The organism is Streptomyces sp. NPDC028289 (assembly GCF_055565975.1).
Window position 1 is genome coordinate 378,408 of sequence record NZ_JBVHTI010000005.1, and the last position, 23,915, is coordinate 402,322.

The 23,915-nt window shown below is 73.4% G+C and carries 23 protein-coding genes and 1 pseudogene; 11 read left to right on the forward strand and 13 right to left on the reverse strand.

All coding sequences use genetic code 11. From position 1 onward, the window contains the following. Positions 1-139 precede the first annotated feature (139 nt). The gene (locus tag ACZ4UV_RS26495) at positions 140-376 is read left to right on the forward strand and encodes a hypothetical protein (RefSeq protein ID WP_451023053.1); all 237 of its coding nucleotides are present in this window, start codon (positions 140-142) and stop codon (positions 374-376) included. 10 nt (positions 377-386) lie between these two features. Here the strand turns inward: ACZ4UV_RS26495 and ACZ4UV_RS26500 are convergent, their stop codons facing one another. The 3 genes from ACZ4UV_RS26500 to ACZ4UV_RS26510 all read right to left on the reverse strand — a co-directional run bounded on the left by ACZ4UV_RS26500 (position 387) and on the right by ACZ4UV_RS26510 (position 3,495). Beyond that, positions 387-2,375, reverse strand: a complete 1,989-nt coding sequence (locus ACZ4UV_RS26500; RefSeq protein WP_467841132.1) for an FUSC family protein — start codon at positions 2,373-2,375, stop codon at positions 387-389. A 10-nt stretch (positions 2,376-2,385) separates the two neighbouring features. Beyond that, complete coding sequence (locus ACZ4UV_RS26505) at positions 2,386-2,562, reverse strand: hypothetical protein (protein WP_467841135.1); 177 nt, start codon at positions 2,560-2,562, stop codon at positions 2,386-2,388. A gap of 120 nt (positions 2,563-2,682) precedes the next feature. Then, a complete protein-coding gene (locus ACZ4UV_RS26510; protein WP_467841138.1) occupies positions 2,683-3,495 on the reverse strand; it encodes an alpha/beta fold hydrolase in 813 nt (270 codons plus the stop codon). Positions 3,496-3,571: 76 nt separating this feature from the next. On the opposite strand from ACZ4UV_RS26510, the gene ACZ4UV_RS26515 reads away from it, so the two are divergent. After that, a complete protein-coding gene (locus ACZ4UV_RS26515) occupies positions 3,572-4,939 on the forward strand; it encodes an aminotransferase-like domain-containing protein (protein WP_467841141.1) in 1,368 nt (455 codons plus the stop codon). On the opposite strand, the gene ACZ4UV_RS26520 is transcribed toward ACZ4UV_RS26515, so the two are convergent. The 3 genes from ACZ4UV_RS26520 to ACZ4UV_RS26530 form a co-directional block, all read right to left on the reverse strand. Then, entirely contained in the window at positions 4,918-5,514 is a 597-nt protein-coding gene (locus ACZ4UV_RS26520; protein WP_467841144.1) for an HAD family acid phosphatase, read from the reverse strand. The two genes, ACZ4UV_RS26515 and ACZ4UV_RS26520, sit on opposite strands and share 22 nt — an antisense overlap. Before the next feature lie 114 nt (positions 5,515-5,628). Further along, positions 5,629-6,540: a hypothetical protein gene (locus ACZ4UV_RS26525; protein ID WP_451022682.1), complete on the reverse strand. Its 912-nt coding sequence runs from the start codon at positions 6,538-6,540 to the stop codon at positions 5,629-5,631. A 374-nt stretch (positions 6,541-6,914) separates the two neighbouring features. Then, on the reverse strand, positions 6,915-7,355 hold the full coding sequence (locus tag ACZ4UV_RS26530; protein ID WP_451022683.1) for a hypothetical protein: 441 nt from the start codon (positions 7,353-7,355) through the stop codon (positions 6,915-6,917). A gap of 146 nt (positions 7,356-7,501) precedes the next feature. Here ACZ4UV_RS26530 and ACZ4UV_RS26535 point away from each other — a divergent pair, with 146 nt between their 5' ends. Both ACZ4UV_RS26535 and ACZ4UV_RS26540 read left to right on the forward strand, forming a co-directional pair. Continuing rightward, entirely contained in the window at positions 7,502-8,623 is a 1,122-nt protein-coding gene (locus ACZ4UV_RS26535; protein WP_467841148.1) for a PP2C family protein-serine/threonine phosphatase, read from the forward strand. Between the two features lie 442 nt (positions 8,624-9,065). Beyond that, positions 9,066-10,121 carry a hypothetical protein gene (locus ACZ4UV_RS26540; RefSeq protein WP_467841150.1) on the forward strand — a complete coding sequence of 352 codons (1,056 nt, stop codon included), beginning with the start codon at positions 9,066-9,068 and terminating at the stop codon, positions 10,119-10,121. A gap of 8 nt (positions 10,122-10,129) precedes the next feature. On the opposite strand, the gene ACZ4UV_RS26545 is transcribed toward ACZ4UV_RS26540, so the two are convergent. Next, on the reverse strand, positions 10,130-10,468 hold the full coding sequence (locus ACZ4UV_RS26545; protein WP_467841153.1) for a hypothetical protein: 339 nt from the start codon (positions 10,466-10,468) through the stop codon (positions 10,130-10,132). 57 nt (positions 10,469-10,525) lie between these two features. Next, positions 10,526-11,290, reverse strand: coding sequence for an NPP1 family protein (locus ACZ4UV_RS26550; RefSeq protein ID WP_451019205.1), 765 nt, complete (start codon positions 11,288-11,290; stop codon positions 10,526-10,528). Between the two features lie 622 nt (positions 11,291-11,912). Here ACZ4UV_RS26550 and ACZ4UV_RS26555 point away from each other — a divergent pair. After that, entirely contained in the window at positions 11,913-13,256 is a 1,344-nt protein-coding gene (locus ACZ4UV_RS26555; protein WP_467841156.1) for a helix-turn-helix domain-containing protein, read from the forward strand. Positions 13,257-13,426: 170 nt separating this feature from the next. Here the strand turns inward: ACZ4UV_RS26555 and ACZ4UV_RS26560 are convergent, their stop codons facing one another. Beyond that, the gene (locus ACZ4UV_RS26560; protein ID WP_451019203.1) at positions 13,427-14,215 is read right to left on the reverse strand and encodes a hypothetical protein; all 789 of its coding nucleotides are present in this window, start codon (positions 14,213-14,215) and stop codon (positions 13,427-13,429) included. Positions 14,216-14,344: 129 nt separating this feature from the next. On the opposite strand from ACZ4UV_RS26560, the pseudogene ACZ4UV_RS26565 reads away from it, so the two are divergent. Beyond that, positions 14,345-14,512: pseudogene (locus ACZ4UV_RS26565) on the forward strand (threonine--tRNA ligase); the annotation flags it as partial. 50 nt (positions 14,513-14,562) lie between these two features. On the opposite strand, the gene ACZ4UV_RS26570 reads toward ACZ4UV_RS26565, so the two are convergent. Further along, entirely contained in the window at positions 14,563-15,135 is a 573-nt protein-coding gene (locus tag ACZ4UV_RS26570; RefSeq protein WP_390045664.1) for a TetR/AcrR family transcriptional regulator, read from the reverse strand. Between the two features lie 98 nt (positions 15,136-15,233). On the opposite strand from ACZ4UV_RS26570, the gene ACZ4UV_RS26575 reads away from it, so the two are divergent. After that, entirely contained in the window at positions 15,234-16,124 is an 891-nt protein-coding gene (locus ACZ4UV_RS26575; protein ID WP_451019202.1) for an SDR family oxidoreductase, read from the forward strand. A gap of 84 nt (positions 16,125-16,208) precedes the next feature. Beyond that, positions 16,209-17,204 (forward strand): nucleoside hydrolase, encoded by a 996-nt coding sequence (locus ACZ4UV_RS26580; protein WP_467841160.1) that lies wholly within the window; start codon positions 16,209-16,211, stop codon positions 17,202-17,204. A gap of 110 nt (positions 17,205-17,314) precedes the next feature. On the opposite strand, the gene ACZ4UV_RS26585 is transcribed toward ACZ4UV_RS26580, so the two are convergent. Next, on the reverse strand, positions 17,315-18,265 hold the full coding sequence (locus ACZ4UV_RS26585) for an LAETG motif-containing sortase-dependent surface protein (RefSeq protein WP_467841162.1): 951 nt from the start codon (positions 18,263-18,265) through the stop codon (positions 17,315-17,317). A 251-nt stretch (positions 18,266-18,516) separates the two neighbouring features. On the opposite strand from ACZ4UV_RS26585, the gene ACZ4UV_RS26590 reads away from it, so the two are divergent. Then, positions 18,517-20,163 (forward strand): glycoside hydrolase family 13 protein, encoded by a 1,647-nt coding sequence (locus ACZ4UV_RS26590; RefSeq protein WP_451019199.1) that lies wholly within the window; start codon positions 18,517-18,519, stop codon positions 20,161-20,163. A 6-nt stretch (positions 20,164-20,169) separates the two neighbouring features. On the opposite strand, the gene ACZ4UV_RS26595 is transcribed toward ACZ4UV_RS26590, so the two are convergent. After that, the gene (locus ACZ4UV_RS26595; RefSeq protein ID WP_467841166.1) at positions 20,170-20,991 is read right to left on the reverse strand and encodes a DUF4142 domain-containing protein; all 822 of its coding nucleotides are present in this window, start codon (positions 20,989-20,991) and stop codon (positions 20,170-20,172) included. A 214-nt stretch (positions 20,992-21,205) separates the two neighbouring features. On the opposite strand from ACZ4UV_RS26595, the gene ACZ4UV_RS26600 reads away from it, so the two are divergent. Together ACZ4UV_RS26600 and ACZ4UV_RS26605 are read left to right on the forward strand one after the other, a co-directional pair. Then, a complete protein-coding gene (locus ACZ4UV_RS26600; protein WP_390045675.1) occupies positions 21,206-21,934 on the forward strand; it encodes a DUF6445 family protein in 729 nt (242 codons plus the stop codon). Between the two features lie 138 nt (positions 21,935-22,072). Further along, positions 22,073-22,810, forward strand: coding sequence for a DUF4232 domain-containing protein (locus ACZ4UV_RS26605; protein ID WP_467841169.1), 738 nt, complete (start codon positions 22,073-22,075; stop codon positions 22,808-22,810). Positions 22,811-22,839: 29 nt separating this feature from the next. Here ACZ4UV_RS26605 and ACZ4UV_RS26610 read toward each other — a convergent pair whose 3' ends face one another. After that, the gene (locus ACZ4UV_RS26610) at positions 22,840-23,805 is read right to left on the reverse strand and encodes a formylglycine-generating enzyme family protein (RefSeq protein WP_451019196.1); all 966 of its coding nucleotides are present in this window, start codon (positions 23,803-23,805) and stop codon (positions 22,840-22,842) included. Between the last annotated feature and the right edge of the window lie 110 nt (positions 23,806-23,915).

A 23,915-nucleotide genomic window follows, 5' to 3' on the forward strand; every position in this document is an offset into this window, starting at 1 on the left:
CTGTCGGGCGTACGGCGGTCGAGTCCCAGTCTGTTCTCAACTCCCTCTCATTTCCTTTAGGTTCATATCGGGTTCAGATTTTGATGATGATTGAGCGGTATGTCACTCTATGGGGTGAGTTAAGGCAATTGTCGGAGTGTTGCCTGCAGACCGACTGAAGGATCTGACTGCGGCGGATGTGAAGGTCCTCACGCCGGTCGGTCCGATTCCCGCCAAGCGCGATCGGTTGTTGCTGGTCGCCGTGCAGCATCCCGGTGAGATCAAGGGCGCGAGTGTGGAGAACCCCGCGAGCGGCCGGCCCGACGGGCCCGGGAAGATCGTGCGGCCCGCCGTCGTCGCCGTGTGGTGCAAGGACGGGTGCGACATCGGCGTGTGAGACGGGGACGTCAGTGGGGGGAGGCGATCGCCCTGGCCGCCGCCACCTCCTGGCGCAGCGGTTCCAGGACGCTGTCCGGCGGGCCCGTGAGGTCCGTGCGGACCGCGACCAGGGTCTCCGAGCGGCGGACGCCCTCCGCCAGCTCGCGCAGTTGCAGGGTCACCTGGTCGACCTCGGCCCGGTCCGGGGGCGGCGCCCCGTGCCGTACCCGGACCCGGGCCGCCGTCGTCGCGTCGACGATGCGTTCCACCGCGACGACGAGGGGCCACCAGGCGGCCGCCCGGCGGCCGGTGGGCGGCGGCTCGGTCAGGGCGCGCTGGAACTCGGTGCGGACGACGGAAAGGTCGCGGTAGAGGCGGCGCCGCAGCCGGGCGCGGGCGGCGGGCTCCGCGTCCGCCTTGAAGGCCAGCTCGACGTAGGCCGCCGTGTCCGCCACCGCGTCGGCCAGCCGGTCGCCGACCCGGGTGCGCCAGCTCTCCGGCCACAGCAGGTACCCGGCGATCAGCGCGATCGCGCACCCCATCAGGGAGTCCAGGAGACGGGGCAGGAGCAGTGCCGTGCCCTGGTGGTTCAGGTTGTCGGAGAGGAGCAGGATGACCGGGGTGATGGCGGCGGTCTGGAAGCCGTAGCCCCGGGGGGTCAGGGCCGGGACCAGAGGCGCCAGGACCATCATCACCGGCACGTCCCACCAGCCGCGCGGTACGACGGTGAGCACCGTCGCCGCCACCACCAGGCCCGCCACCGTGCCGAGCGCGCGCAGCAGCGCCCGGGAGAAGACCGAGCCGAAGTCGGGCTTGAGGACGAAGGTGATGGTGAGGGCGACCCAGTAGGAGCGCGGGACCGGGACGAGGGAGACCAGGGCCTGCGCGATGCCGATGCACAGGGCGAGTCGGATGCCGTAGCGCCAGGAGTTGGCGGAGAGGACGACGTTGCGGGCGGCGCGGGCGGTGCGGATGCCGAGGGCGGCGGGGCGGCCCAGGCGGTCGTCGATGGCCTGGGGGTCCCTCCCGCTCGAGCGGAGCCGAGAGTGGGGGAGGGTCGACGCGGGGCTGGTGGCGACCTCGGCCACGTGCCGCAGGGCGTGGTCGACGGCGCGGCCGGTCTCGTTGCCGGGCTCGGGCAGGCGCAGCCCTATCGGGCCGGTGTAGCCCGTCTCGACGGCGTCGGCGATGTGCAGGACCGCCGCCGGGACCTCGGGCGGCAGCGGCTTGCCGGCGCGGAGGGCGAGCCGGACGGCCGGGGCGGCCTCCACCACCGGGGTGATCGCGTTCAACTGGGCGAGCATGCGGGTGAGTTCGCGGCTGCGGCCGTGGTACCGGGCGCGCCGGGCCAGGATCAGGTCGTACGCCTGGTTCAGCGACTGGGTGACGGTGTGCCGGGCGTGGTCGTACGCCTCGTCGTCGCCGTCGCTGACGGACAGCAGGTCGGCGACGGTGCGGTAGGCGGCGGCGACCGCCGCGCGTTCCGGTACGCCCGAGCGCAGCGGCCAGGCCAGCAGGGCGAGGAGGAGGACGAGCAGGCCGCCGCCGGTCATCAGCACCGGGGTGAGCCACCAGGCGCCGGGCAGCGGCAGGCCCGCGCCGATGACGGAGTTGAGCAGGAGCAGGAGGCCGGAGACGGAGGAGACCGCGCCGATCGTCGAGATCATCCCGGAGAGCAGCGCGATGCCGGTGACGACGGCGACCGTGAGCCAGCCCTGGCCGTAGACCAGCGAGCCGACGGTGACGCCGACGGCGCCGAAGAGCTGCGGGACCGCGATGTTGAGGATCCGCATCCGGTAGGCGTCGGCGGTGTCGCCGATGACCCCGGACAGGGCGCCCATCGAGGCGAGCGCCCCGTACGCGGGCTGTCCGACCGCGAGCCCGGCGGCGAGCGGGAGGCTCATGGCGAGCGCGGCGCGGGCGAGGGCGGCCCAGTTGAGGGGGGCGGCCTGCTGGGGCCGGAGGTTCCTTACCAGCCAGTCGGGAGGGGTCAGGCCGATGGGGAACTCGCGGGACATGCGCCCATTATCAGTGCTTGTGCCGGTGGAGGGTGAGGTCCTCGACGAGGGCGCGGTGGTCGGTATCGGCCAGGCGCAGGGGGCGGGTGCGGGTGCGGGTGCGGGCGTCGGTCGCCGGTCGCCGGTCGCCGTTTCGGGGGCTGCCGCCCCCGGGCCCCCGCTTCGGCCTGAACGGCCTCGTCCTCAAACGCCGGACGGGCTGAGGGGGGGTGCTGTCCGGTTTTCGGGTTTGGGTGTCGGACGGGCTGAGGGGGGTGCTGTCCGGTTTTCGGGTTCGGGTGCCGGGCGGGCTGACAGAGGCGCTGCGTCACTCGTCCGGGATGGCGAACTGTTCGTCGACCCGTGCCAGGAACTCTCCCAACGCCCGGTTGAAGTCCTCCGGCTGTTCCAGGTTGGGCATGTGGGACGCCTTGTCGATGACGCGGAGTGTGGCGTCGGGGAGGAGGGCGTGCATGGCCTCGGCGTCGGAGACGGGGGTGTACTCGTCGTCCGCGCCGACCACGATCAGGGCGGGGACCGTCGCCCTGGAGAGCAGGGGGCGGTAGTCGGGGCGTTCGGCGCGGCCGCGCAGGGCTGCCGCGGCGCCCTCGGGGTTCGTGGCCGTCATCATGCGGTGGACGTGGGTCTTCACGTCGGGGTGGGCGTCCGGGGCGACCATCTTCTCCAGGACCTCGTCGGCGTAGTCGCGCATGCCCTCCCTCAGGAGGCGGTCGGCCATGGCGTTCCGGGCCTCTCTGCCCTCCGGGGTCTCCGGGTCGGGGAAGGTGTCGGCCAGGACCAGGCCCCGGACGCGTGCGGGGCCTAGGCGGCCGTAGCACTCCATCGCGATCTGGCCGCCCATCGACAGGCCGGCGAGCACGCAGCTCCGCACGCCCAGTGTGTCGAGGAGTTCCTCGATGTCCGCCGCGAAGCGGGAGAGCGGGGTGCTGCCGGGGGTGACCGGGGAGGCGCCGTAGCCGCGCAGGTCGGGGGCGACGACCCGGCGGGCCGGGGCGAGGGCGGCCACCTGGGGGTGCCACATCGTGCGGTCGAAGGGGTGACCGTGGATGAGGAGGAGAGGGGTGTGCGAGTTTTGCGGATTTTGCAGGCCGCTGTCGTCGTATGCGAGGAAGGGGGGCATGTGCACGACCCTAGGGATCCACAACTCCTCGGTGCAATAAAATCTTTGCTCTCGGTGCAATGGGAGAGGGGGGACCGTGGACGACTTCCGGGGGATCGCCGACCGGATCGCGCTGGACATCGCGCGGGGGCGGCTGCGGGCCGGGCAACGGCTGCCTCCGCAGCGGGCGTTCGCGCGGCGGCACGGGATCGCCGCCTCGACCGCCGGGCGCGTGTACGCCGAACTCGTGCGGCGCGGGCTGGTGGTGGGCGAGGTCGGGCGGGGGACGTTCGTGCGGGCCGCGCAGGCCGTGCCGCAGGGACGGGCGCTGGTCGAGGACGGTGCCGCCCGCGTCAACCTGGAGCTCAACTACCCCTCCGTACCGGGGCAGTCGGAACTGCTGGCCCCGGCCCTCGCTCCGCTGCTGCGGCCCGACGCACTCACCGACGCCCTGCGGCCGGCCGCCGCCGACGGCACCCCGCACGCCCGGGAGGCCGCTGCCGGGCTGCTCGCCACCGGCGACTGGCGGCCCGACCCCGGCCGCATCGTCTTCACCGGCAACGCCCGGCAGGCGATCGCCGCCACCCTGGGGTCCCTGGTACGGCCGGGCGCCCGGGTAGGGGTGGAGCCGTTGACGTATCCGCTGGTCAAGGAGGTCGCCGGGCGGCTCGGCGTCACGCTCGTCCCGGTGCGGGCCGACGAGGACGGGCCCCTCGTCGAGTCCGTGCTCGCCGTGCACCGGTCCGCGCCGCTGTCCGCGCTCTACCTCCAGCCGACCCTGCACAACCCGACGTCGGTGACCGTCCCGGCCGAGCGCCGGCTCCGACTGGCGCGGGCGGTGGACGACCTGGGGCTTCCGGTCGTGGAGGACCGCATCTGGTCGTTCCTGCACCGCGACCCCGAGCCGCTGCCGCTCGCCGCCCTCGCGCCGCGGCTCGTCCATCTCGTCGACGGACTCTCCAAGCGGGTCGCGCCCGGTCTCACCGCCGGGTTCGCCGTCGTGCCGGAGGGCCGGGTGGACGCGGTGGCGGCGGCCGTGCGGTCCGGCGGATGGAGCGCGGGGGCGTTCGCACTGGAGGCGGCTGTGCGGTGGATCGGGGACGGGACCGTGGCGCGGCTCGTGGCGGCCAAGCGGGAGCAGGCCGCACGGCGGCAGCGGCTCGTCCGCGAGGCGCTGGCCGGGTTCGCCGTACGGGCCGATCCGCACGGGTACTTCGCCTGGTGGGAGCTGCCCGAGCCGTGGCGGGCGGACGGTTTCACGGCGGCCGCGGCCGCCCGCGGGATCGCCGTCACGCCCGGTACCGCCTTCCGCGTCGACCCGAAGCGGACGCCGGACGCGGTACGGCTCGGGCTCGCGTCGGCCGCGGAGCCGGAGCTGGCGGGGGCGCTGCGGACGCTGGCCGCCCTCGCGGCGCGCGGTCCGCGGCACCCCCCGGCGGACGATCAGTCCAGCAGGCCGTCGTAGTCCGGCAGCTTGTAGGTGGTGTCGGCGTAACCGCCGGTCAGGTCCGTCGTGTTGTTGCCGATGTCGGCGATGACGTCGTAGCCGTTCGCCTCGATCGCCTTGCGCTGCGAGGTCTTGAAGTCCGCGACGGACTCGGTCAGCAGCTGGGCGACGGTCCGCGCGTAGAGGCCGTCGACCGGGTAACCGACCGACGTCAGGTTGGACCTGGTCACCGCGTTGAACAGGTTGCTGCGGGCGCTGACGAAGAACACGCTCACCCCCTTGGCGTGCGCGTCCTGGGCGAGAGCGAGCACCGGCGGGGTGGCGGGGGTGCTGGTGCCGGCGCCCTCGAAGTAGGTCTCCAGCGACGTGTTGTCGATGTCGAGGACGATCGCCGGCTTGGCGCCGGAGGTGTCGGCGGCGACGCGGCCGTCGATGTAGCTCTGCGCGGGGCCGGTGACGGCGGCGACGTCGGACAGCCACTGGGCCTCGGTGACGGTCGAGTCGGCGGCCTGCGCGGGCAGGGCGGCGGCGAACGGCAGGGCGAGGCCGGCCGTCACGGCAACAGCGGCGCGGCGCGCGGTGAGACGGTTCATCGGGTGGGGGCTCCTCAGCTCACGTCGGCCGCCGGTGTTCCGTACCGGTGGCCGTCGTTGCGCCACGGTGGTCGGCCGGTGCGCCCGCCGGGTGACTCCGGGAGGAGCAACCGGTTACATGACTGGCATGTTCTGGTCAGGAGCCTGTGAATCGGCGCTGAGGGACGCGGAATCGGCTGGGCCGGCGGCCGGTTGCCGCCTCTCCCGCGTCCTGGACCGGCGCAGGTGTCCGCCGACCCAGGCCAGCGCGGCCACCGTCAGGCCGAGGGCCAGGAGCAGCCAGGAGACCGTGCGGAGGGTGGCGGTCAGGGCGTCGTAGACGGCCGCCGCGGCCGGGTGCGAGACATCCGGCGGCAGGTCGGCCAGGGTGAGCCGACGGCCGATGACGAGGGCGAGGCCGAGCAGGGCGCCGCCCAGGGCCGTGCCCAGCGCGGTGGCCGTGACGGCGCGGCGGCGGCGGACGGCGAGCGCGATGCCGCCGACCGCGAAGACGACGGCCGCGACGGGCAGCCAGAAGCCGGCGACCTCGAGCACGTGGAACCCCTTCCGGAGCCGGTCCAGTTCGGCCGCCGGGAGTACCGCGACGGCCGTGTGCTGGACCGGGATACGGGCCGCGAGCGGCACATGGTCCTGGGTGAGCTGGTCCTTGACCTGGGCGGTGACCGGCGCGAGGTCGACGGTCACGGGCTCCTCGCGCTCGTCCTGGAGCGCGCGCAGCACCGCGTCGTGGGTGGCCCGGTTGCCGGCGTCCCAGGCCAGCCGGAACGCCCGGGTCTGGGTGAAGGAACGGACCGCCTCGCGTACGAACGGCGCGACCGTGCCCCGCATCGGCCGGCCGACGTCCACCTCGCGCATGATGCCGTCGCCGACGGTGTCCGCCACGGCGTCCCGGACATCCGGGTCGTCGGCCAGCGGTGCCATCGTGCTGACGTACTGTCCGGTGTCCGCCAGCCCGTACGCCGCCCAGGCCGCGAGCGCGCCGAACGGCAGCAGCAGGCAGCCCAGCACGATCAGCAGGGCCGACACGGCACGCCGGAGACCTGCTGAGGGCGGCGTGGGCCAGGGGGACCCCGGGGGCACGGAGGGCACGCTTCCAGGCAAGCCCCTGAGGGCCGGTCAGGCGAGCGGGGTGACTGCATTCGGGGGATCGCGGGGCTCGGGCCGGTCCGAACGGGCGGTACGGCGGTGCCGGCGCCCGGAAACCCTTGGGGCGCCGCGCTCCGGTGGAGGGTTGACCCGAACGGGTGTTTCCTGGTTTGGAGGCGTCGCCGAGCGCCCGCGGCGTCCCGGCGACTGGTGAGGGGAAAAAGGGGAAACACGTGGGCCCCGGCCGTGGGGGCCGGGGCCCACGCGCGGGCCGGTGACGCGCTGTCACCGGGTACGCGGCCAGCGGATGCCGGCTACCGGATGCGGTGTCCGGCCGCGTCCTCGTGCGTGTAGAACCGGTAGAACATCACGATGAACGTCACCGCCGCGACCGCGAGCGCCATGGCGATGCACCGGAGGATCGAGTCGCCGCTCTGGCTGTACAGGAAGCCGAAGGCGACGCCCATGAACGCCGTCCACACCACCGCGTGCAGCTCCCGCCGCAGCCGTGGGGCAATGGTCAGCACGCCGAACAGCACCACCGCGAAGACGAGCGCGGTCAGGAAGCCGAACAGCAGGTTCCCGCCGGTGATGGGCCCGCCCATGCGCCGGTTGGCCGCGGCCCAGTAGCCGTAGATCAGCCCGGTCACGACCGGTATGGCCACCCGGGCCCTGGCGTGCATCTGTGTGCTGAACACGTCGGGCGTCCGGCCGCTCCGGGGCATTCCGCCGGACGTGGGTGCCGCTTGAGCCATGAGCGTGCTCCTCTCTCCTCGCCCCCACCTTCCAGAGCACACCTGCGGGTACCCCCTGGCAAGTCGGTCAGTACATCCCGTACGGCGTTCCGTACGGCGCGTCCCACGACGTGCGACGCGTCCCCGCCCGTGGTTCCCTGACTCTCGTGACCGACCACCAGGCCCAGCGGCGGCGCAAGGAGCTGCTGTGGGCCAGGGGCCGGAGCATCGCCTGGGTGGCGCCGCTCCTGCTGCTCGCCGGGATCACGGCGGTCGACCTCAACACCACGGAGCGGTTCCGGATCGTCTCCTGGATCGTCCTGGTCCCCGGTATCGCGGCGGCGATCTGCGGGGTCTGGACGACGGCGGTCTTCGCGGTGCTCTCCGTCCTCGACTACGTCGCCGTGGACAACGCCTGGCCCCACCAGTACCGGGCCGGCCTGCCCGACTTCATCCTGGTCGCCTTCGCGGGGCTGCTGGCCATCCTCGCCTGCGTGATCCGCAGGAACGGCGAACGGCGGATGCTGCACATGCGGGACATCGCCGAGACGACCCGGCGCACCGTGCTGCGGCCGCTGCCGCCGGGGTGGGCCGGGCTGGAGCACGCGGCGGTGTACCTGGCCGCCGACACCCAGGCCCGGGTGGGCGGCGACTTCTACGACATCCAGCCGGGGCTGCACGGCACGCGGGTGCTGGTCGGGGACGTGCAGGGCAAGGGGCTGGGGGCGGTGGAGACGGCGGCGGCGCTGCTGGGGACGTTCCGCGAGGCGGGCTACCACGAACGGGACCTCGCGACGGTGGCCGACCGGCTGGAGACCCGGATGATCCGACACCGGAGCCACACGGTGGCGCTGGGCCGGGACGACGGCGACCGCTTCGCCACGGCGGTCCTGCTGGGCTTTCCGCCGGACGCCCCGGACGTCGTGGAAATGATCAACTTCGGCCACGAGCCGCCGCTGGCGGTGGGGCCGACGGGGGTACGCCCCCTCCCCCCGGGCGGCGGTCTCCCCCTCGGCATGGCCGACCTGACCGCGTCGAAGGGCCCACCACCGACCCTCACCGTCACCCTCGCCCCCGGCGAAACCCTCCTCATCACCACGGACGGCGTGACAGAGGCGAGGAACAGGGACGGCACGTTCTTCCCCCTCCCCGAGGCAGCCACCCAGGCCCCCGCCCCCGACCCCACCCGCCTGGTCGCCCACATCCGCGACGGCGTCCTGCGCCACAGCCACGGCCGCCTCTCCGACGACACCACGATCTTCGCGGTACGCCGCACCGCGACCTCTTAGAGACGCGGTACTGCAGCGCCCCGTCAGGGGCGCTGGGGGTCCCCCCGGCCGAAGGCTGGGGGAGGAACTGCGCGACCGGCCACGTCGGTGGAGTACCGACAGTTCGGCACCGCCGAGTCGCACCGTCGTGGCCGAGCGCCGTCGCGGCGGAAGAACAGGGGGCTGCACGGCGCCCGTCAGGGGCGCTGGGGGTCCCCCCGGCCGAAGGCTGGGGGAGGAACTGCGCGACCGGCCACGACGGCGCTGCACATCGCAACCGGGCGGTACCAGGAGGGTGTTGTCGTCAAGAGGAGCAGGGGCAGGAAGGGTGGTCTCGGCGAGCCCCCGTGGTGGTCGTACCGGTCCTTACCCGGCCCAAACCTCCCCCGTACCCCCCGCTTTGCAAGCGCAGCGGTTACCGTGCTGGCGTAAGTGAAAACGGGGAACAAAGGGGGAGGGCCCGATGCCCGGAACCGTGCTGCTGATCGCGGCCTCGCCGACAGGCAAAGCGCGCATGGTGGACGCGGCCTCCGTGCTCTCCGTGCTCGCGGCCGTGCCCCCGGCGATACTCTCCGGCACCGAGACCGCCAACGTCGTCGAACTCGCCGACCCCCTGGAGCCGCAGGCGGTGCTGACCCGGCTGCGGGCCGCCGCGGCCGCCCCCGGTCCGCTCACCGTGTTCGTCGCGGGCCAGCTCCACCTGGACCGCAAGCAGCGCCTGCCGCATCTCGCGCTGGCCCGGACCACGTCGGCCACCGTCCGGTACACCGGCCTGCCCTGGCACTGGGTCCGCGAGGAGTTGCGACTGCGGCCGGCCGGGGCGACGACGCTGGTGCTCGATCTGCACGCGGATCCGGAGACCTGGGAGCAGTTGCACACGGTTCCGCTCGACTGCGGGCGGAACAACGCCGTGCACGGGCGGATCGCGCCGCCGCCCGCCCGGCGGGGGATCGGCTCACCGTCGTACATGAAGGCCGTGGCGACCCTGCTGCGGAGCGGGCACCGGCCGGCGATGGCGGAGCTGCACCAGCAGGTGGTCGCGCGGCTCGGGGCGGACGTCGCCTCCGACATCCTGCTCAGCACGCACACCCCGGCCGGCGGGGATCCGCACGACGCGATCAGCGCGGCCGTACGGGACGGGCGGTACGCCGAGGCGGACGAGCTCGCCGCCCGCTGGGAGCAGGCGGCCGCGCGGGCGCACGGGCCGGCCTCCGAGGACGCCCTGCACTGGTCCGAGGTACGGGCCGACCTCGCGATGTTCGCGGGGGACGCGGCGCGCAGCTGCCGTACCTGGCTGACCGTGGCGCATGCCCGGCTGGCCGCGGGGCAGCCGGCCGACGCACCGGCCGTCGAGGCGGCCGTGGACCGGGCCCACCACCAGTGGGGCGCCATCAAGGAAACGGCACGGGCCCGCGAACTCGGTCCCGCCCTCGCGGAGTTGAGACTCAGGGTGCCGGGCCGCCGGGAGGGCGCACTGGAGAACGTCCAGCAGCACCTGCGGCAGTTGCAGACGAACTAGAAGTTCGCTCACGCAGAACGCTCGGCCGGGAAACCTCGGCCGAGCGCTTGCAGAACCTGCTTTCGATGTGGTGCGGCACGTCGGAAGAGGTCGAGTCCAGCGGCCTCGACCGCGCCCAGAACACGGCACGTCCCGGTCTCCGCGTCGACGGATACGCCGCCCGTGCCGACGGCCATGTCCCGGAATTCTCCGCTGCGGAGGCAGGCGACCGACTGGCAGCCGAAGTAGTACAGGCCGCCTACGTGAGCGCGTTCCTCCGCCACGAGAGCCAGGGGGGCGTCGCCCGGCCCGGTCTCTTCGTCCAGGAAGCGCTGAGCCAGCCTGGCGGCTCCTTCGTTGTCCGGCATCGGTCCGTCCTCATCAGCTGCCCGGCCGTCCAGGAAGACCGCCGGGCGTCGTCCGGCTCAGGCGTACGGGTCGAACGTGACGGCGCTCGGCTTGGCCTTGTTGAGGTGGTCGTCGAACTTGGCGTCCTGGAGCGGGAAGTTCGCGTCGCCCCAGTCGGAGGCGTTCAGGACGGTGCGCAGGTTGGAGGCCATGTTCTCCCAGGTGAGCAGGTTCTCCTGGTGCCAGGCGCCGTCGTCGTTCTCCGGGGTCTCGCCCCACTTGGCGAACCGGAAGTCGTGGGTGCTCAGGCCGTCCTTGTGGTAGACGACCTGGACGCGCTGACCGCTCATCGGGACGTCGGCGACCGCCTCGGTCTCGAAGTCGCCGTGCTGGGAGGCGGACAGGTACGACGGGGTGGAGTCGCCCTGCTTGACCCAGACGACGATGCACTCCCAGTCGTGGCGGTGGCCGATGCCGGGGGACGCCTCGTCCTTCTCGAAGTAGCTGGCGTAGATGGTCCCGCACCAGCCGTTGTTGCACTTGGTCCGCGAGTAGGTGTTGGCGTGGTCGAGGTGGCCGGTGCGGCAGCTGCCGGTGACGGAACCGGTCGGCTTCAGGCCGCCGTTGAGGTTGCCGTCGGGGTCGATGGCGGCGGCCGGGTAGCAGCTGTCCGTGTCGTAGTCGTACAGCGGCTCGAAGTTCTTCTCGTACGAGGTCGCGTTCTCCGGGAGGTTCTGGAGCACCCCGGCGGAGGCGGTGAAGGGGAGGGCGAGGGTGAGCGCGGCGGCGCTGCCCGCGACGGCGGCGGCTCGGCCGAGGCGGCGGGTCCGGGTTCGGGACATCGGGGGGCTCCAGTCGACGGTCCGGGATTGGTGTGCGGTGACGCGGTCCGTTGGTACGGTCTTTTCGACCCGGACATGACATCCGGGTCGGGACTCCAAGATTGGCAAGTTGAGAGTTCAATGGAAGGGCTTTCTGTAAAACGGGGGGCGGCAATTCGCGGAACTGATCAACGTCCGTCCACAGCAAAAGGCCCCCGGCGGGACAGGGGGAGGGTCCCGCCGGGGGCGATCGTGGGGTGGGGGTGCAAAACCGTGCCCCGCGAGGGGCGCGGCGGACGAACCGCGTGACCGGCGCAGCGCCTAGTGGCCGGCCGTGTGCCGGGCGGTCGCCGTGGTGGGGGAAGCGGGGGCGTTGTCCGTCGCCCGGGCCGGGCCGGCGTTCGCGGCGGTGATGAGTGCGGCCACGGCGATCACCGCTGCCGCGACACTCCTCGCGGTGGGGGTCCCCCCGATCGAGCGGACTCGGGACCGGGGGCGTGCGGTGGGGCGTGCGGATGTGCGTCCGAGCACGGCGACCTCGCAACAACAGGGGCGGGTTAAGCACGTTTAATTCGCGGTTTAACCTAGGGGCAGTCAGAGCTCAACGGCAAGAGGTTCTGGGGGAGTTGGGGGGAATGGCAGGATGCAGGAGCGGGACGATCCGGAGACCATAGGGCGGCGGGTGCAGCAACTGCGCACCGAGCGGGGGCTGACCCAGCGGCAACTGGCCGAACCGGCCTATACGCCCGCCTACATCTCCACGCTGGAGGCCGGGCGGGTGCGGGCCTCCGACGAGGCGCTGCGGCACATCGCGGGCCGGCTCGGTGTCGGCTTCGAGGAGCTGGCCAGCGGGCGCCCCGCCCACCTCGCCACCGACCTGAGGCTACGGCTCACCGAGGCGCAGCGCACCCTGGCCACCGGCGCGGCCGAGGCCGCCGCCGCCCAGTACGCGGACCTCTTCGCGGAGGCCGAGGCGCACGGGCTCGCGGTCGAACAGGCCACCGCGCTGCTCGGGATGGGCGAATGCGCCCTGGACACCGGTGAACTGGGGCGGGCCAGGGAGTACTTCGAACGGGCTGAGCTGTGGACGGCCGACGAGCCGCTCCCGGTACGGGTACCGGCGATCCGCGGCCGGGCGGTCAGCCACTACCTCGCCGGTGAACTCCGGTACGCCGTCTACCTCCTTGAGACCACGCTCGACGAACTCAACCGCAGCGGCCTGCACGACCCGGACGCCCTCCTGCTCCTCTACGCCTCCGCCATCGGCCCGTACATGGACATGGGCGCCCACGCCCGCGCCGCCCAGGCCGCCGAACTCGCCCTCGCCCTCGCCCCCCAGGCCGGCGACCCCGCGCTGATCGCCCGGATGCACCGGTCCGTCGCCCGTACCCTGCTCGCCGAGGGCCGGGTCGCCGAGGCCGACGCCTCCCTGGCCAAGGCCGCCGAGCTGTACCGCCAGCTCCAGCTCCGTACCGAACTCGCCAACTGCCACTGGATGCGCGGCTACGTCTACGCCCAGAACGGCGAACTGGAGCGTGCGGAAGGGGAGTTGCGGGAGGCTCTCGCCATGCTGTCGGAGACCCGCGCCGCTCTGTACCGCAGCCAGGCGGCGGTCGAGCTGGCCGACGTCCTGCACCGCCGGGGCAAGTCGGACGAGGCCGCCGATCTCCTCCACGACGTGCTCGGCGACTTCTCCTCCGAGCGCGGCGCGGTCCACTCGGCCGCCGCGCACCGGCTGCTCGGCATCATCGCCGAGGACGCCAGGGACACGGAGGCGGCGGAGGAGCACTATGTACGGGCGCTGAGCCTGCTGGAGCGGGCGGGCGCGGCCGGCGACCTGGCGGACCTGTGCCGTCTCCTCGGCGACCTGCTGCGCCGCACCGGCCGGGTGGAGGCGGCTCTGGACGCCTACCGGACCGGCCTCGGCCACCGTACGGCCCCGGGCACGACGACCCTGGGACCGGCACCGGCACAGCCGCCCCTGTAGGACCACCCCGTCCGTTGCGCCGCCCGTCCCGTGAGGGGACGGGATCACCGGCACCTGGCACCCCAGGGGAAAACCGGGCTCGGACGTGGCGTGGCCGCCGGTGCCGGACGCGACGTCGGCGAGGACGGTGAAGCAGCCCTCGGACCCGTACGAGACGCGCCGGCCGGGCCCTAGGCCTGGGCCCGGCCCTTCTCCCGTACCTGTGCGAGGCGCTGGGCGCCGATGTCGAGGGCCTGCTCGGTGGTGTCGTCGGGGAGGGTGCCGAGGGCGCCGGCGGTGAGGACGATCGCGTCGTCGCCGACCCGGACGACGGCGACGTCGAGGGTGAGGGTGGTCGGGGCGTCGGTGGCGGTCGGCTGCGCGGTGAGGGTCATCCGGAGCCCCTGGCGCGCGTCCCCGAGGTCGTTCGGCAGCCCGGCGTCGGTGATCCGGACGGCCTCGGTCCCGGCCGCGGTCGTCTGCGCGGTGAACTGCCCGCAGGTGCGGGGCAGGGTCCGCAGCCAGGCCAGGGTCCGCTCGACATCGGCGGAGCGGCTCGCGTCGACCTGGTAGCGGAGCTGGGCCGCGTCGTCGCCGTCGTCGAGGGCGGTGGCGGCCTGCGGGCCGGCGGGGGTGCCGAGCAGTTCGTCGGTGTACAGGCCCTCCAGGAGGCGCTGGCAGTCGGCCTGGCCGGTGGCTGCCTTGAGCAGGCCGTCGTGCCAGGTGGCGGTGCCGTCGGTCGCCGTCCACGGCACACCCAGGTCGCCCTCGTCGATCAGCGCGGCCTGCGCCTGTTCGACGGTGAGCGCCGGGGTGCCGGACGTACCGGAGGTGCCGGGCGAGGCGACGGGGCTGGCCGGGGCGGGCCGTTCGGCGGTGGTCGCAGTGGCGGCCGGGGCGGACGCCTGCGGCGGCTCGGCGGTGCAGGCGGAGCCGGCGAGCAGGCCGACGACGGCGAGACCGGAGGCGATGGCTTTCATGCGGGGGCCTCTCCAGGACCAGGACTCGGGAGCAGCGCAGCGCGCAGTCGGCGCGACGCGTGCTCCCACGCCACCATCCCCGGCCCCCGTCCACCACCGCAGCGGTCCGTCCGGGTGAGTCCCCGCGTGCTGCAGATCGCGGACGCCACCGGGCGGGAGTCCACCCTGTCCACCGTTCAGATCGACTTCCACCAGCCGGAGCGGTTCGAGCTGCGGTACGTCGGGGCGGACGGCCGCAGGCACCGGCCGGTGATGGTGCACCGGAGCGTGCTGGGGCGGATTCGGGAGCGGGTGGCGGGGCGGGGGACCGCGCTGTGGGAGTGACCCGGCCCGCCACGTGAGGGCCGCTACGTCAGGGCCGCGGTCGCCTCGCGGAGTTCGGTCAGGCAGGCGCGGGCCAGGTCGGGGAGGGGGCGGTCGTTCGCCGGGGTGATCCAGCGGGCGAAGGCGGCCGAGAAGGCCTGGGCGCCCAGGTGGGCGGCGAGGGACGCGGCGGGGTCGGGCACGCCGCGGTCGTGGAGGGCCGTGGCCAGGACCGTGCTGAGGTTGAGGCTCTTGAACGCGGCGCGTTCGCGCAGCTCGCTGTGGCTGTCGATGACCTGCATCAGCCGTGGGCCGAACGCGCGCTGCTCCGGGGTGAAGGAGCCGGTCAGGGTGTCCAGGGCTGCGGTCACCACCTCCAGCGGGGTCGCCGTGTCCGGTGCCGCTGCGGCTCCCTCGGCCAGCAGGCGGCCGTGCTCCTCCTGGCCCGCGAACAGCACCTCGCGCTTGTCCGGGAAGTGCCGGAAGAACGTCGTCCTGGTCAGCCCGGCCCGCTCGGCGATCTGGGCGACGGTGGTGCTGTCGTACCCCTGCTCGCCGAACAGGTCGATCGCGGCTTGCACGAGGCGCAGTCGTGCGTTCGGTTCCCATCGGGCCATGGGGACAGCCTAAGTGATGTGACTCGGTACCGTCACGAGGGTATGGTGACGGTACCGAGTCACATCACCTTCTTCTCGTCCCTCGGGAGAGTGCAGTCATGCGTGTTTTCGTCACCGGCGCCAGCGGTCACATCGCCTCCGCCGTCATCCCCGAACTGCTGAACGCCGGGCACGAGGTCGTCGGCCTCGCCCGGTCCGAGAACTCCGCGGCGGCCGTGAAGGCCCTGGGGGCCGAGGTCCGCCGCGGCGACCTGGAGGATCTGGACGGCCTGCGGGCGGCCGCGGCCGAGGCCGACGCCGTCGTCCATCTCGCCTTCGACCACGCGGCGATGGCCGCCGGGGACATGGCCGGGGCGGCGGCCACCGACCGGACCGTGGTGCAGGCCTTCGGCGAGGCGCTCGCCGGGACCGGCAAGGCCCTCCTGGGGGTCGGCATGGGCCACGGCGACGGCAACGAGCACCTCGGCGCGGCGTACAGCGCCAATCCGAGGACCGCCACGGGGCGGCTGTTCGGCGAGCTCGCCGGACAGGGGGTGCGTACGGTGCTCGTCGGGATTCCGCCGGTCGTGCACAGTGCGCGGGACCGGGGCGGGTTCCTGCCGACGCTGATCCGGATCGCGCGGGCCACGGGCGTCTCCGGCTACGCCGGAGACGGTTCCAACCAGTGGTCCGCCGTGCACACGCTGGACCTCGCCCGGCTCTACCGGCTGGCGCTGGAGAAGGCGCCGGCGGGCGCCGAGTTGCACGCGGCGGCCGAGGAGGGGGTCGCGGTGCGGGACATCGCCGACGTCATCGGGCGGCGGCTGGGGGTTCCGGTGCAGAGCGTCCCGGAGGACCGGCGCGCCGAGCACTTCGGGTTCTTCGGGGCGTTCGTGACGCTGGACGTGCCGGTGCGCAGCGGGCGGACCCGGGAGCTGCTGGGGTGGCAGCCGCAGGAGCCGGGGCTGGTGGCGGACCTTGAGCAGGGGCACTACTTCGACGGGGAGTAGTCCGGAGGCGGTCGAGAGTGGTCACGAGTGGTCGAGGGTGGTCGCAAGGGCGTTTAGAGTCGGGCCCGGCGAAAGGAGCCCCCTGTGAGCGGTCAGCCCACCCCCGTGATCATCGACTGTGACACCGGTGTCGACGACGCCCTCGCCCTGCTGTTCGCCGTGCGCCACCCGGGGCTGGAGCTGCGGGCGGTGAGCTGTGTCGCCGGGAACACGGATGTGGACGGGGTGGTCCGCAACACCCTGACCGTGCTGGAGCGGGCCGGGGCCGGGGACGTTCCCGTCGCGCGGGGTGCCGAGCGGCCGTTGATCGAGGCGGCGCGGTCGGCGCGGCATGTGCACGGGACGGACGGCATGGGCGATCTCGGGCTGCCCGCGCCCACCCGCCGCCCCGCCGACGTCGACGCCGTCACCCTGCTGCGCCGCGAGATCCTCGGCTCGCCCCGCCCCGTCACCCTGATCCCCACCGCGCCGCTCACCAACATCGCCCTGCTGCTGCGCACCCACCCGGAGGTGACCCGGAACATCGAGCGGATCGTGTTCATGGGCGGCGCGGTCGCCACCGGGAACGCCACCCCGGTCGCCGAGTTCAACGTCTGGCACGACCCCGAGGCGGCCGCCGTCCTGCTCACCGCCGGTGTGCCGATCACCATGTACGGCCTGGACGTCTTCCAGCGGGTCGTGGTGCCGGGCGCGGAGGTACGACGGCTGCGCGCGAGCGCGGAACCGGGGGCCCGGCTCGCCGGGGAGCTTCTCGCCCACCGGCCGGCCGCCCCGGACCCGGACGGCGACGCGCCCGACGGCGACGACCCGGCCGGCGGCCTCGGCGACGCGGGCGCGGTCTGTGCCGTCGCCGATCCGGCCGGTCTGACCACCCGGCTCCTCCCGGTCGAGGTCTCCCTCGCCCCCGGCCCGACCCGGGGCCAGACCGTCGTCGACCGCCGGCCTCGCCCCGGCGAGGCCGAGATGCACGGCGGCGCCCGCGAACAGGCCCTGGTCGACGTGGCGTTGGACGTCGACGTGGAGCGGTACGTGAAGCTGTACCTGGAGACCGTCGCCGGCGGCCGGGCCCAGGCCGGCTGACGGCACCCGGACCGCCCTTCGCCGGCTCACGCGCCGCACCGGCCCCGGCCGCAGACGCGTACGCCCCGGCCGTCACCGACGGCCGGGGCGTACGGACGTACCCGAAGGGATCAGGCGCGGGTCGCCTTGCGGCGCCGGGTCGCGACGACGATCGCGCCGCCGCCGACCAGCAGCAGGGCCGCGCCGCCTGCGATGTAACCGGTGCTGGAGCTGGCGCCGGTGTGGGCCAGGTCGCCGCCACCGCCGGAGTTCGTGCTCGGGGCCGGTGCCGGGGCGGTCGTCGACCCGGACGGGGAGGGGGACGCGGAGGCCGTGCCGGTCGCCGAGGTCTCCGAGGGCGTCGGCGTGGTGGTCTGCGCGGCCGGCGGGGTGGAGGCCGGGGCCGGGGCGGAGGGCGTCGAGGACGCCGGGGAGGACGGGGACGGCGAGGACGACTGGGTCGTCGAGCAGTCCTTCGTACCGCCGTTCCAGGAAGCGATCAGCTTGTCCTTGATGACCGCGTGGTCCGGGCCGGCCGGCAGGTCGCCGTGCTGGAAGCCGTCGTTGGCGTCCGCCTTCCCGTCGAACTTCGTCGCGCCCCGGTAGAGGTCGATCTGCGCGAAGCAGCCGGCGTCCGGGACCGCGATGTCGAGCGAGTCGGTCTGGCCCTGCTTGACCGTCACCGAGTCGAAGTCGACGAAGATCTGCTGCCCCGAGGTGGCGAAGGAGGGGCCGTGGGCGATGTAGGAGGCGAGCGAGGCGGTGCAGGAGGCGGCGTCCGCGGCGGCCCGGACCTTGAGGTGGACCTTGCCGTCGTCACTGACCTTCAGGTTCTGGTCGTCGACCTTCACCGAGTCGAAGAAGTTCGAGCCGTCGATCGAGAACTGGCACTTGTCGGTGCCGGTCTCCGTGCCGGCACCCGTGCCGGGGCTGTAGTGGCCGCCGGACTTCCAGCCGTCACCGCCGGGTGCGCCGTGCGCCCAGGCGCCGGACGCGCCGGCGACGGAGACGGCACACAGGGCGAACGACGCGACGCCCGTCCCCAGCAGGCGGCGCGCGGTGACATGTCTGGCTATGGACATGGATATCCCATCGTGAATGCTCGCGGAGCGCGAAGAAACACCGGGCCCATCGGTCGCATGCGCCACAGCGTGCGCCCATGGTCGTCGGGCGTGCCGAACCCTGTCAACCTGCGGTGAAGCAAGGGGCGTTGGGAGTCCACCACAACTCCCTCACAGGGGGAATGATCCCCTCCGTGCGGTGTGAAGGTTCCCTTTCCCGTCAATATGGACAGGCTTCTGGTTGCCTGCTCCCTCGTCGGAAAGGAACGCGCGTGGTCGACCTCTCCTCCAGGAACCCCGACTGGTGGCGTCAGGCCGTGATCTACCAGGTGTATCCGCGCAGCTTCGCCGACGCGGACGGCGACGGGCTCGGTGACCTCAGGGGCGTCACCGGGCGGCTCTCCCATCTGGGCGCGCTCGGCGTGGACGCCCTGTGGCTCAGCCCCTTCTACCCGTCCGAACTCGCCGACGGCGGCTACGACGTGGCCGACCACCGGGACGTGGACCCGCGCCTGGGCACCCTGGACGACTTCGACGCGATGGTCGCCGAGGCGCACCGGCTGGGCCTGAAGGTGATCGTCGACATCGTCCCGAACCACACCTCGCACCTGCACGCCTGGTTCCGCGAGGCCCTGCTGGCCGGCCCCGGCTCCGCGGCCCGGGAGCGCTACGTCTTCCGGCCCGGCCGCGGCGCGCACGGCGAACTCCCGCCCTCCGACTGGCAGTCGGTGTTCGGCGGCAGCGCCTGGCGCCGGGTCCCGGACGGCGAGTGGTACCTGCACCTGTTCGCCCCCGAGCAGCCCGACCTGAACTGGGAGCACGAGGAGGTGCGCGCCGACTTCCGCACCACCCTGCGCTTCTGGTCCGACCGGGGCGTGGACGGCTTCCGTGTCGACGTGGCCCATGCCCTGGTGAAGGACCTCACCGAACCGCTGCGGGACGTCGCCGAGTTCGGCCCGACCGGCGAGGAGGCGCTGGAGCGGGTCCCGCCCGGCACCCACCCCTACTGGGACCGCGACGAGGTGCACGAGGTCTACCGCGACTGGCGCAAGATCTTCGACACCTACAGCCCGCCCCGCACGGCCGTCGCCGAGGCCTGGGTACCGGACGCGCGACGGGCGCTGTACGCCCGCCCGGACGAACTCGGCCAGGCCTTCAACTTCGAGTACCTGCAGACCCCTTGGAACGCCGAGGCGCTCCGCGAGGTCATCACCGGCTCGCTCGCCACCGCCCGCGCGGCCGGCGCCTCGGCCACCTGGGTGCTCTCCAACCACGACGTCGTACGGCACGCCTCCAGGCTGACGCTGCCGCCGGGCACGGACGAGAACGCCTGGCTGCTGTCCGGCGGCCACACGCCGCACGTCGATGTCCCCCATGGCCTGAGGCGCGCCCGCGCCGCCACCCTCCTCATGCTCGCGCTGCCCGGCTCGTCGTACGTCTACCAGGGCGAGGAGCTCGGCCTGCCCGAGGTCGCCGACCTGCCCGGCACCGTCCTGCAGGACCCCATCTGGGAACAGACGGGCCACGCCCGCAAGGGCCGCGACGGCTGCCGGGTGCCGCTGCCGTGGACGGCGGACGGACCGTCGTACGGCTTCGGGGCCGGCGGTGCCTGGCTGCCGCAGCCGGAGTGGTTCGGGTCGTACGCCGTCGAGGCGCAGGCCGGTACGGCGGGCTCCACCCTGGAGCTCTACCGCACCGCCCTGCGGCTGCGCCGCAAGCTCCTTGACGGCGAGACGCTGACCTGGGCGGAGGCGCCGACGGGCGTGCTGCACTTCGCCCGGACGGAGGGCTGGCGGTGCGTCACGAACGTGTCGGACGCGCCGGTGCCGCTGCCGCCGGGCGAAGTGCTGCTGGCGAGCGTGCCGTTGCCGCATGACGGCACGCTGCCGCCCGACACCACGGTGTGGCTGGGCGCCTGAGGTGACTCAGCCGGCGGTGGGGGTGGCGCCCGGGGTCGCGTTCACCGCGTTGCCGTCGGCGTTGCCGGTGCCGACACCGGCTCCGCTGCCCGTGAAGCCGTTCTCGCCCGGGAGGGCCGGCGGGCTGGTCGTGCTGTTGACCGGCGGGGTGAGGACGACCTCCGGCTGGCCCGCGGCCGGGGGCGGCGGGGTCAGGTCGGTGGCCGGCAGCTTCGGCGGGGTCGTCTCCTGGAAGAGCACCGACGGGAAGTCGACCAGGCCGGTCTGCTCCATCACCGTGATGTGGTCCAGGACCGTGGCGTTGGCCTGGTCGGCCAGGATCCGTACCAGGGTGTTCCGGGTGGTCGAGCGGATCTTCGCGATCGTGTTGAAGATCGAACCGTGCGTCACGCGCAGGATGTTGGCGAAGTCCGTGTCGAACTTCTTCCCGGTGTCCGCGGTCAGGGTGTTGACGAACCCCTGCTGCTGCGGAGAGGGCAGGTTGGGGATGGTGATGTTGAGCATCGGCGCGATCTTGCGGCAGCTGGCGTCCAGCGCGGCGTGTCCGTCGATGAGGTGCTTGCTCGCGGTGATGACCGCCTGGGACTGGCCCTTCTTCAGGCCGAGCTGGCCCACGGGGTACTCCCACAGGCCGGCCGCCCGCACCTTCACCACGAAGTCCCGGTCGCCTTCGGTCAGCGGGCCCCACTGGGTGTTGGCGATGATCCGGTTGGTGTCGCTGGACACGGTGTTCAGGCCCAGCATGCTCGGGTAGGCGAGCGCCGCGAGGGTGAAGCTCAGGGCTCCGCCAACGAACAGCGTTCCCGTCGCGTTCCGCGAAAAGCGCACCGGTGCCTCCTGCCGGTCGGGGGTCCCGCGCAGGGGCGGGGTCGGTTCGCAGAGGAATACGGACGGGGAAGCGCCGTGAACCTTTTGGTTTGGTAAAGAACTTGTGAGGAGCGACCCCGCTCGGGGTGTCGTGGTCCCATGTCCTGACCATGAGAGGGTGATGCTTTCCCCAGGTGAGAGTGGTCATGACAAAGTCGCGGGCAGGCTTCGCCGCATGCCCCCACAGTCATCCCCCCGCATCCCCCGCCTGCCCAACGGACCGGCCGGCCGGGGCCCCGCCGCGCGACCTGCCCTGCCCGTCCTGCCCTATCGCAAGCCCACCAGGGGCCGCGACTACTGGGTGTTCGACGACGTCCTCGCGGACGTGAACGCCGTACGGGAGCGGTGCCTGGCCAAGGACGACTGGGTCCAGGGATACCCGTACACCTCGGAGACCTGGCCCGGCCTGCGCACCATGCCCGGCCTGGAACCCGCCGAACTCGCCGTCGTGGAGGAGCTGGTGCGGAAGGCCACCGGCGCCGGGAAGCTGTGGGTGCAGCAGGCGCCCGGCGGCGGCACCCTCAACCACAACTGCGTCCAGGTGGTCGGCGAGGGCGAGAGCGAGCCGCGCCCGCACACCGACTCGCGGGCGCTGTGCCGGTACGCGGCGGTGCTGTACCTCAACCCCGGGGTGGCCAAGGACTGCGGCACCGCGTTCTACCGCCAGTCGCTGCCCGGCGGCCGGCTCGGCGGCAACATCGTGCAGGCCCCGCACAACAACCTCGTCGAGGCGCTCGGCACCCGGTTCGTCCCCGGCGACCACTTCGAGGAGGACGTCCGCGTCCCGCACAAGTACAACCGGCTGCTCCTCTACAACGCCAACCTCGTGCACAGCGCGACCGGTTACGCCGGAAAGACGCTGGAGGAGAAGCGGATGACGGCGGTGTTCTTCTGGATGGCGTGAGCGGGCGCGTCTGTAACGGCGGCCGTGACACGACCACGACGGGCCCGTGACGGCGGTCTCCGAACTTCCCGTCCGGGGGCCGCATCGAAAGGGGTGTCCGGCAGAGAGCCGGGAAGGACACCGCCGCTGGGGGATCCCATGTCGAAGCTTCGCAACCGCCGTACGAACGTCCGCAAGACCGCTGTCGCCGTGACCGGCGCCGCCGCGCTGCTGGCCCTGCTGACCGCGTGCAACGGCACCGCGAGCGGCTCCGTCAGCGCCGACGGCGGTTCGGCGGCCCCGGCCGCGGGCGACTCCACGACGGCGGACGGCTCGACGGGTTCGAGCGGCGGTTCGACGGGCGGCTCCGGCAGCGGGAGCAACGGGAGCGGGAGCACCTCGGGCTCGTCGGCGTCCGGCGGTTCGTCCGCCACCGGGGGCAGCTCCACCGGCGGTTCCTCCGGAGGCTCCTCGGCCACCGGCTCGGTGCCCGCCTGCCAGGCCTCCCAGCTCGGCTACTCCTGGGCCGACCCGGGCAGCGGCACGGGCCAGCAGAAGCACGCGGTCGTGGCGTTCACCAACAAGAGCGGCCACTCCTGCACGATGTACGGCTTCCCGGGCGTCGACCTGGTCAACAGCGGTCAGAAGTGGTCGCTCCAGCGGACGAACGCCACCCCGAAGCGGGTCACCCTGGCGAACGGCGCCTCCACCAACTTCGCGATCACCTTTCTGGTGCCGGCGCAGGGCGACTCCTCCACCACGTTCACACCGACCACGGTCGTCGTCACCGCGCCGAACCAGCGCACGTCGTTCGACCTGTCCTGGCACGGCGGTGCCGTGGTGCTCCAGGACGGCGCCACCCACCCGGGTACGTACATCGGTCCCGTCGGCGAGTGACCGCGGGCCGTCGCCTCACCCCGCTGGGTTCACCCCGCGTCGCGGGCGCAGCGGAAGCCGGTGTGGCCGGTGGAGCTGTCGGGGGTGTTGGCGGTGCGGGCGGCGACCCGGTAGCGGTTGCAGTAGGAGGCGTGGCAGAGGTGGGAGCCGCCCCGGATGACGCGGGCGGTGCCGTGGTCGGTCCCGTGGGCCGGCCCGCCGTCCGTACTGCCGCCCGTACCGCTGTGCTCGGTCGTCCACCGGTCGGCGCACCACTCCCACACGTTGCCCGAAGTGTTGTGGAGGCCGTACCCGTTGGGCGCGAAGGCGTCGACGGGCGCGGTCCCGCGGTACCCGTCGGCGGCGGTGTTCCGGGTCGGGAAGGTCCCGCGCCAGATGTTGCACCGGTACTCCCCGTCCGGGTCCAGCTCGTCCCCCCACGGATAACGGGCCTGCTCCAGACCGCCCCGGGCCGCGTACTCCCACTCCGCCTCGGTGGGCAGCCGCTTGCCGGCCCAGGAGGCGAAGGCGGCGGCGTCGTACCAGGAGACGTGCACGACGGGATGCCGGCCGAGCCCCTCCAGCCCGCTGCCCGGCCCGGCCGGCTCGTGCCAGGCGGCCCCCGCGACCGCACACCACCAGGGTGTCTCCGGCGGCCGGGGCGCACCCCGGCGCAGCGCGGCGGGCAGGAACCCGGCGAAGACGTACGACCAGCCCAGCCGTTCGGCGTCGGTGACGTAGCCGGTGTCGGAGACGAACGCGGCGTACTCGTCGTTGCTCACGGCACACGCGTCGACGAGGAACGGCGCCACCCGCACGGCCCGCACCGGACCCTCCCCGTCCGCCGGGAAGCCGTCGGCGTCCTCGGCGCCCATCAGGAACTCACCGCCGGGCAGCGCGACCATGCCGGTACCGCCGACGGCGCTGCCGCCGGGGGCGGGCAAGGGCCGCACCGGCAACTGCGCGGGCACGGCGGGCGCGCAGCAGGAGGACGGCGGCGGCTGGGTGGACTCCATGACCGGAGTGTGCCGCAGCCACCTGTGACGCCGGGCTGCGGGGCCACCGCCCGGCCGAATCGACCGGTGCCGGCGCCGAGTCCTCGCGTCGCCCGCCCCCCGGCCAGCGA

What these genes read in the sequence shown, in the direction of transcription:
- ACZ4UV_RS26500 (WP_467841132.1), bottom strand. Translation starts at nt 2,375, where the DNA reads ATGTCCCGCGAGTTCCCCATCGGCCTGACCCCTCCCGACTGGCTGGTA.
- ACZ4UV_RS26510 (WP_467841138.1), bottom strand. Translation starts at nt 3,495, where the DNA reads ATGCCCCCCTTCCTCGCATACGACGACAGCGGCCTGCAAAATCCGCAA.
- ACZ4UV_RS26520 (WP_467841144.1), bottom strand. Translation starts at nt 5,514, where the DNA reads ATGAACCGTCTCACCGCGCGCCGCGCCGCTGTTGCCGTGACGGCCGGC.
- ACZ4UV_RS26530 (WP_451022683.1), bottom strand. Translation starts at nt 7,355, where the DNA reads ATGGCTCAAGCGGCACCCACGTCCGGCGGAATGCCCCGGAGCGGCCGG.
- ACZ4UV_RS26540 (WP_467841150.1), top strand. Translation starts at nt 9,066, where the DNA reads ATGCCCGGAACCGTGCTGCTGATCGCGGCCTCGCCGACAGGCAAAGCG.
- ACZ4UV_RS26545 (WP_467841153.1), bottom strand. Translation starts at nt 10,468, where the DNA reads ATGCCGGACAACGAAGGAGCCGCCAGGCTGGCTCAGCGCTTCCTGGAC.
- ACZ4UV_RS26550 (WP_451019205.1), bottom strand. Translation starts at nt 11,290, where the DNA reads ATGTCCCGAACCCGGACCCGCCGCCTCGGCCGAGCCGCCGCCGTCGCG.
- ACZ4UV_RS26555 (WP_467841156.1), top strand. Translation starts at nt 11,913, where the DNA reads ATGCAGGAGCGGGACGATCCGGAGACCATAGGGCGGCGGGTGCAGCAA.
- ACZ4UV_RS26560 (WP_451019203.1), bottom strand. Translation starts at nt 14,215, where the DNA reads ATGAAAGCCATCGCCTCCGGTCTCGCCGTCGTCGGCCTGCTCGCCGGC.
- ACZ4UV_RS26570 (WP_390045664.1), bottom strand. Translation starts at nt 15,135, where the DNA reads ATGGCCCGATGGGAACCGAACGCACGACTGCGCCTCGTGCAAGCCGCG.
- ACZ4UV_RS26575 (WP_451019202.1), top strand. Translation starts at nt 15,234, where the DNA reads ATGCGTGTTTTCGTCACCGGCGCCAGCGGTCACATCGCCTCCGCCGTC.
- ACZ4UV_RS26585 (WP_467841162.1), bottom strand. Translation starts at nt 18,265, where the DNA reads ATGTCCATAGCCAGACATGTCACCGCGCGCCGCCTGCTGGGGACGGGC.
- ACZ4UV_RS26600 (WP_390045675.1), top strand. Translation starts at nt 21,206, where the DNA reads ATGCCCCCACAGTCATCCCCCCGCATCCCCCGCCTGCCCAACGGACCG.
- ACZ4UV_RS26605 (WP_467841169.1), top strand. Translation starts at nt 22,073, where the DNA reads ATGTCGAAGCTTCGCAACCGCCGTACGAACGTCCGCAAGACCGCTGTC.
- ACZ4UV_RS26610 (WP_451019196.1), bottom strand. Translation starts at nt 23,805, where the DNA reads ATGGAGTCCACCCAGCCGCCGCCGTCCTCCTGCTGCGCGCCCGCCGTG.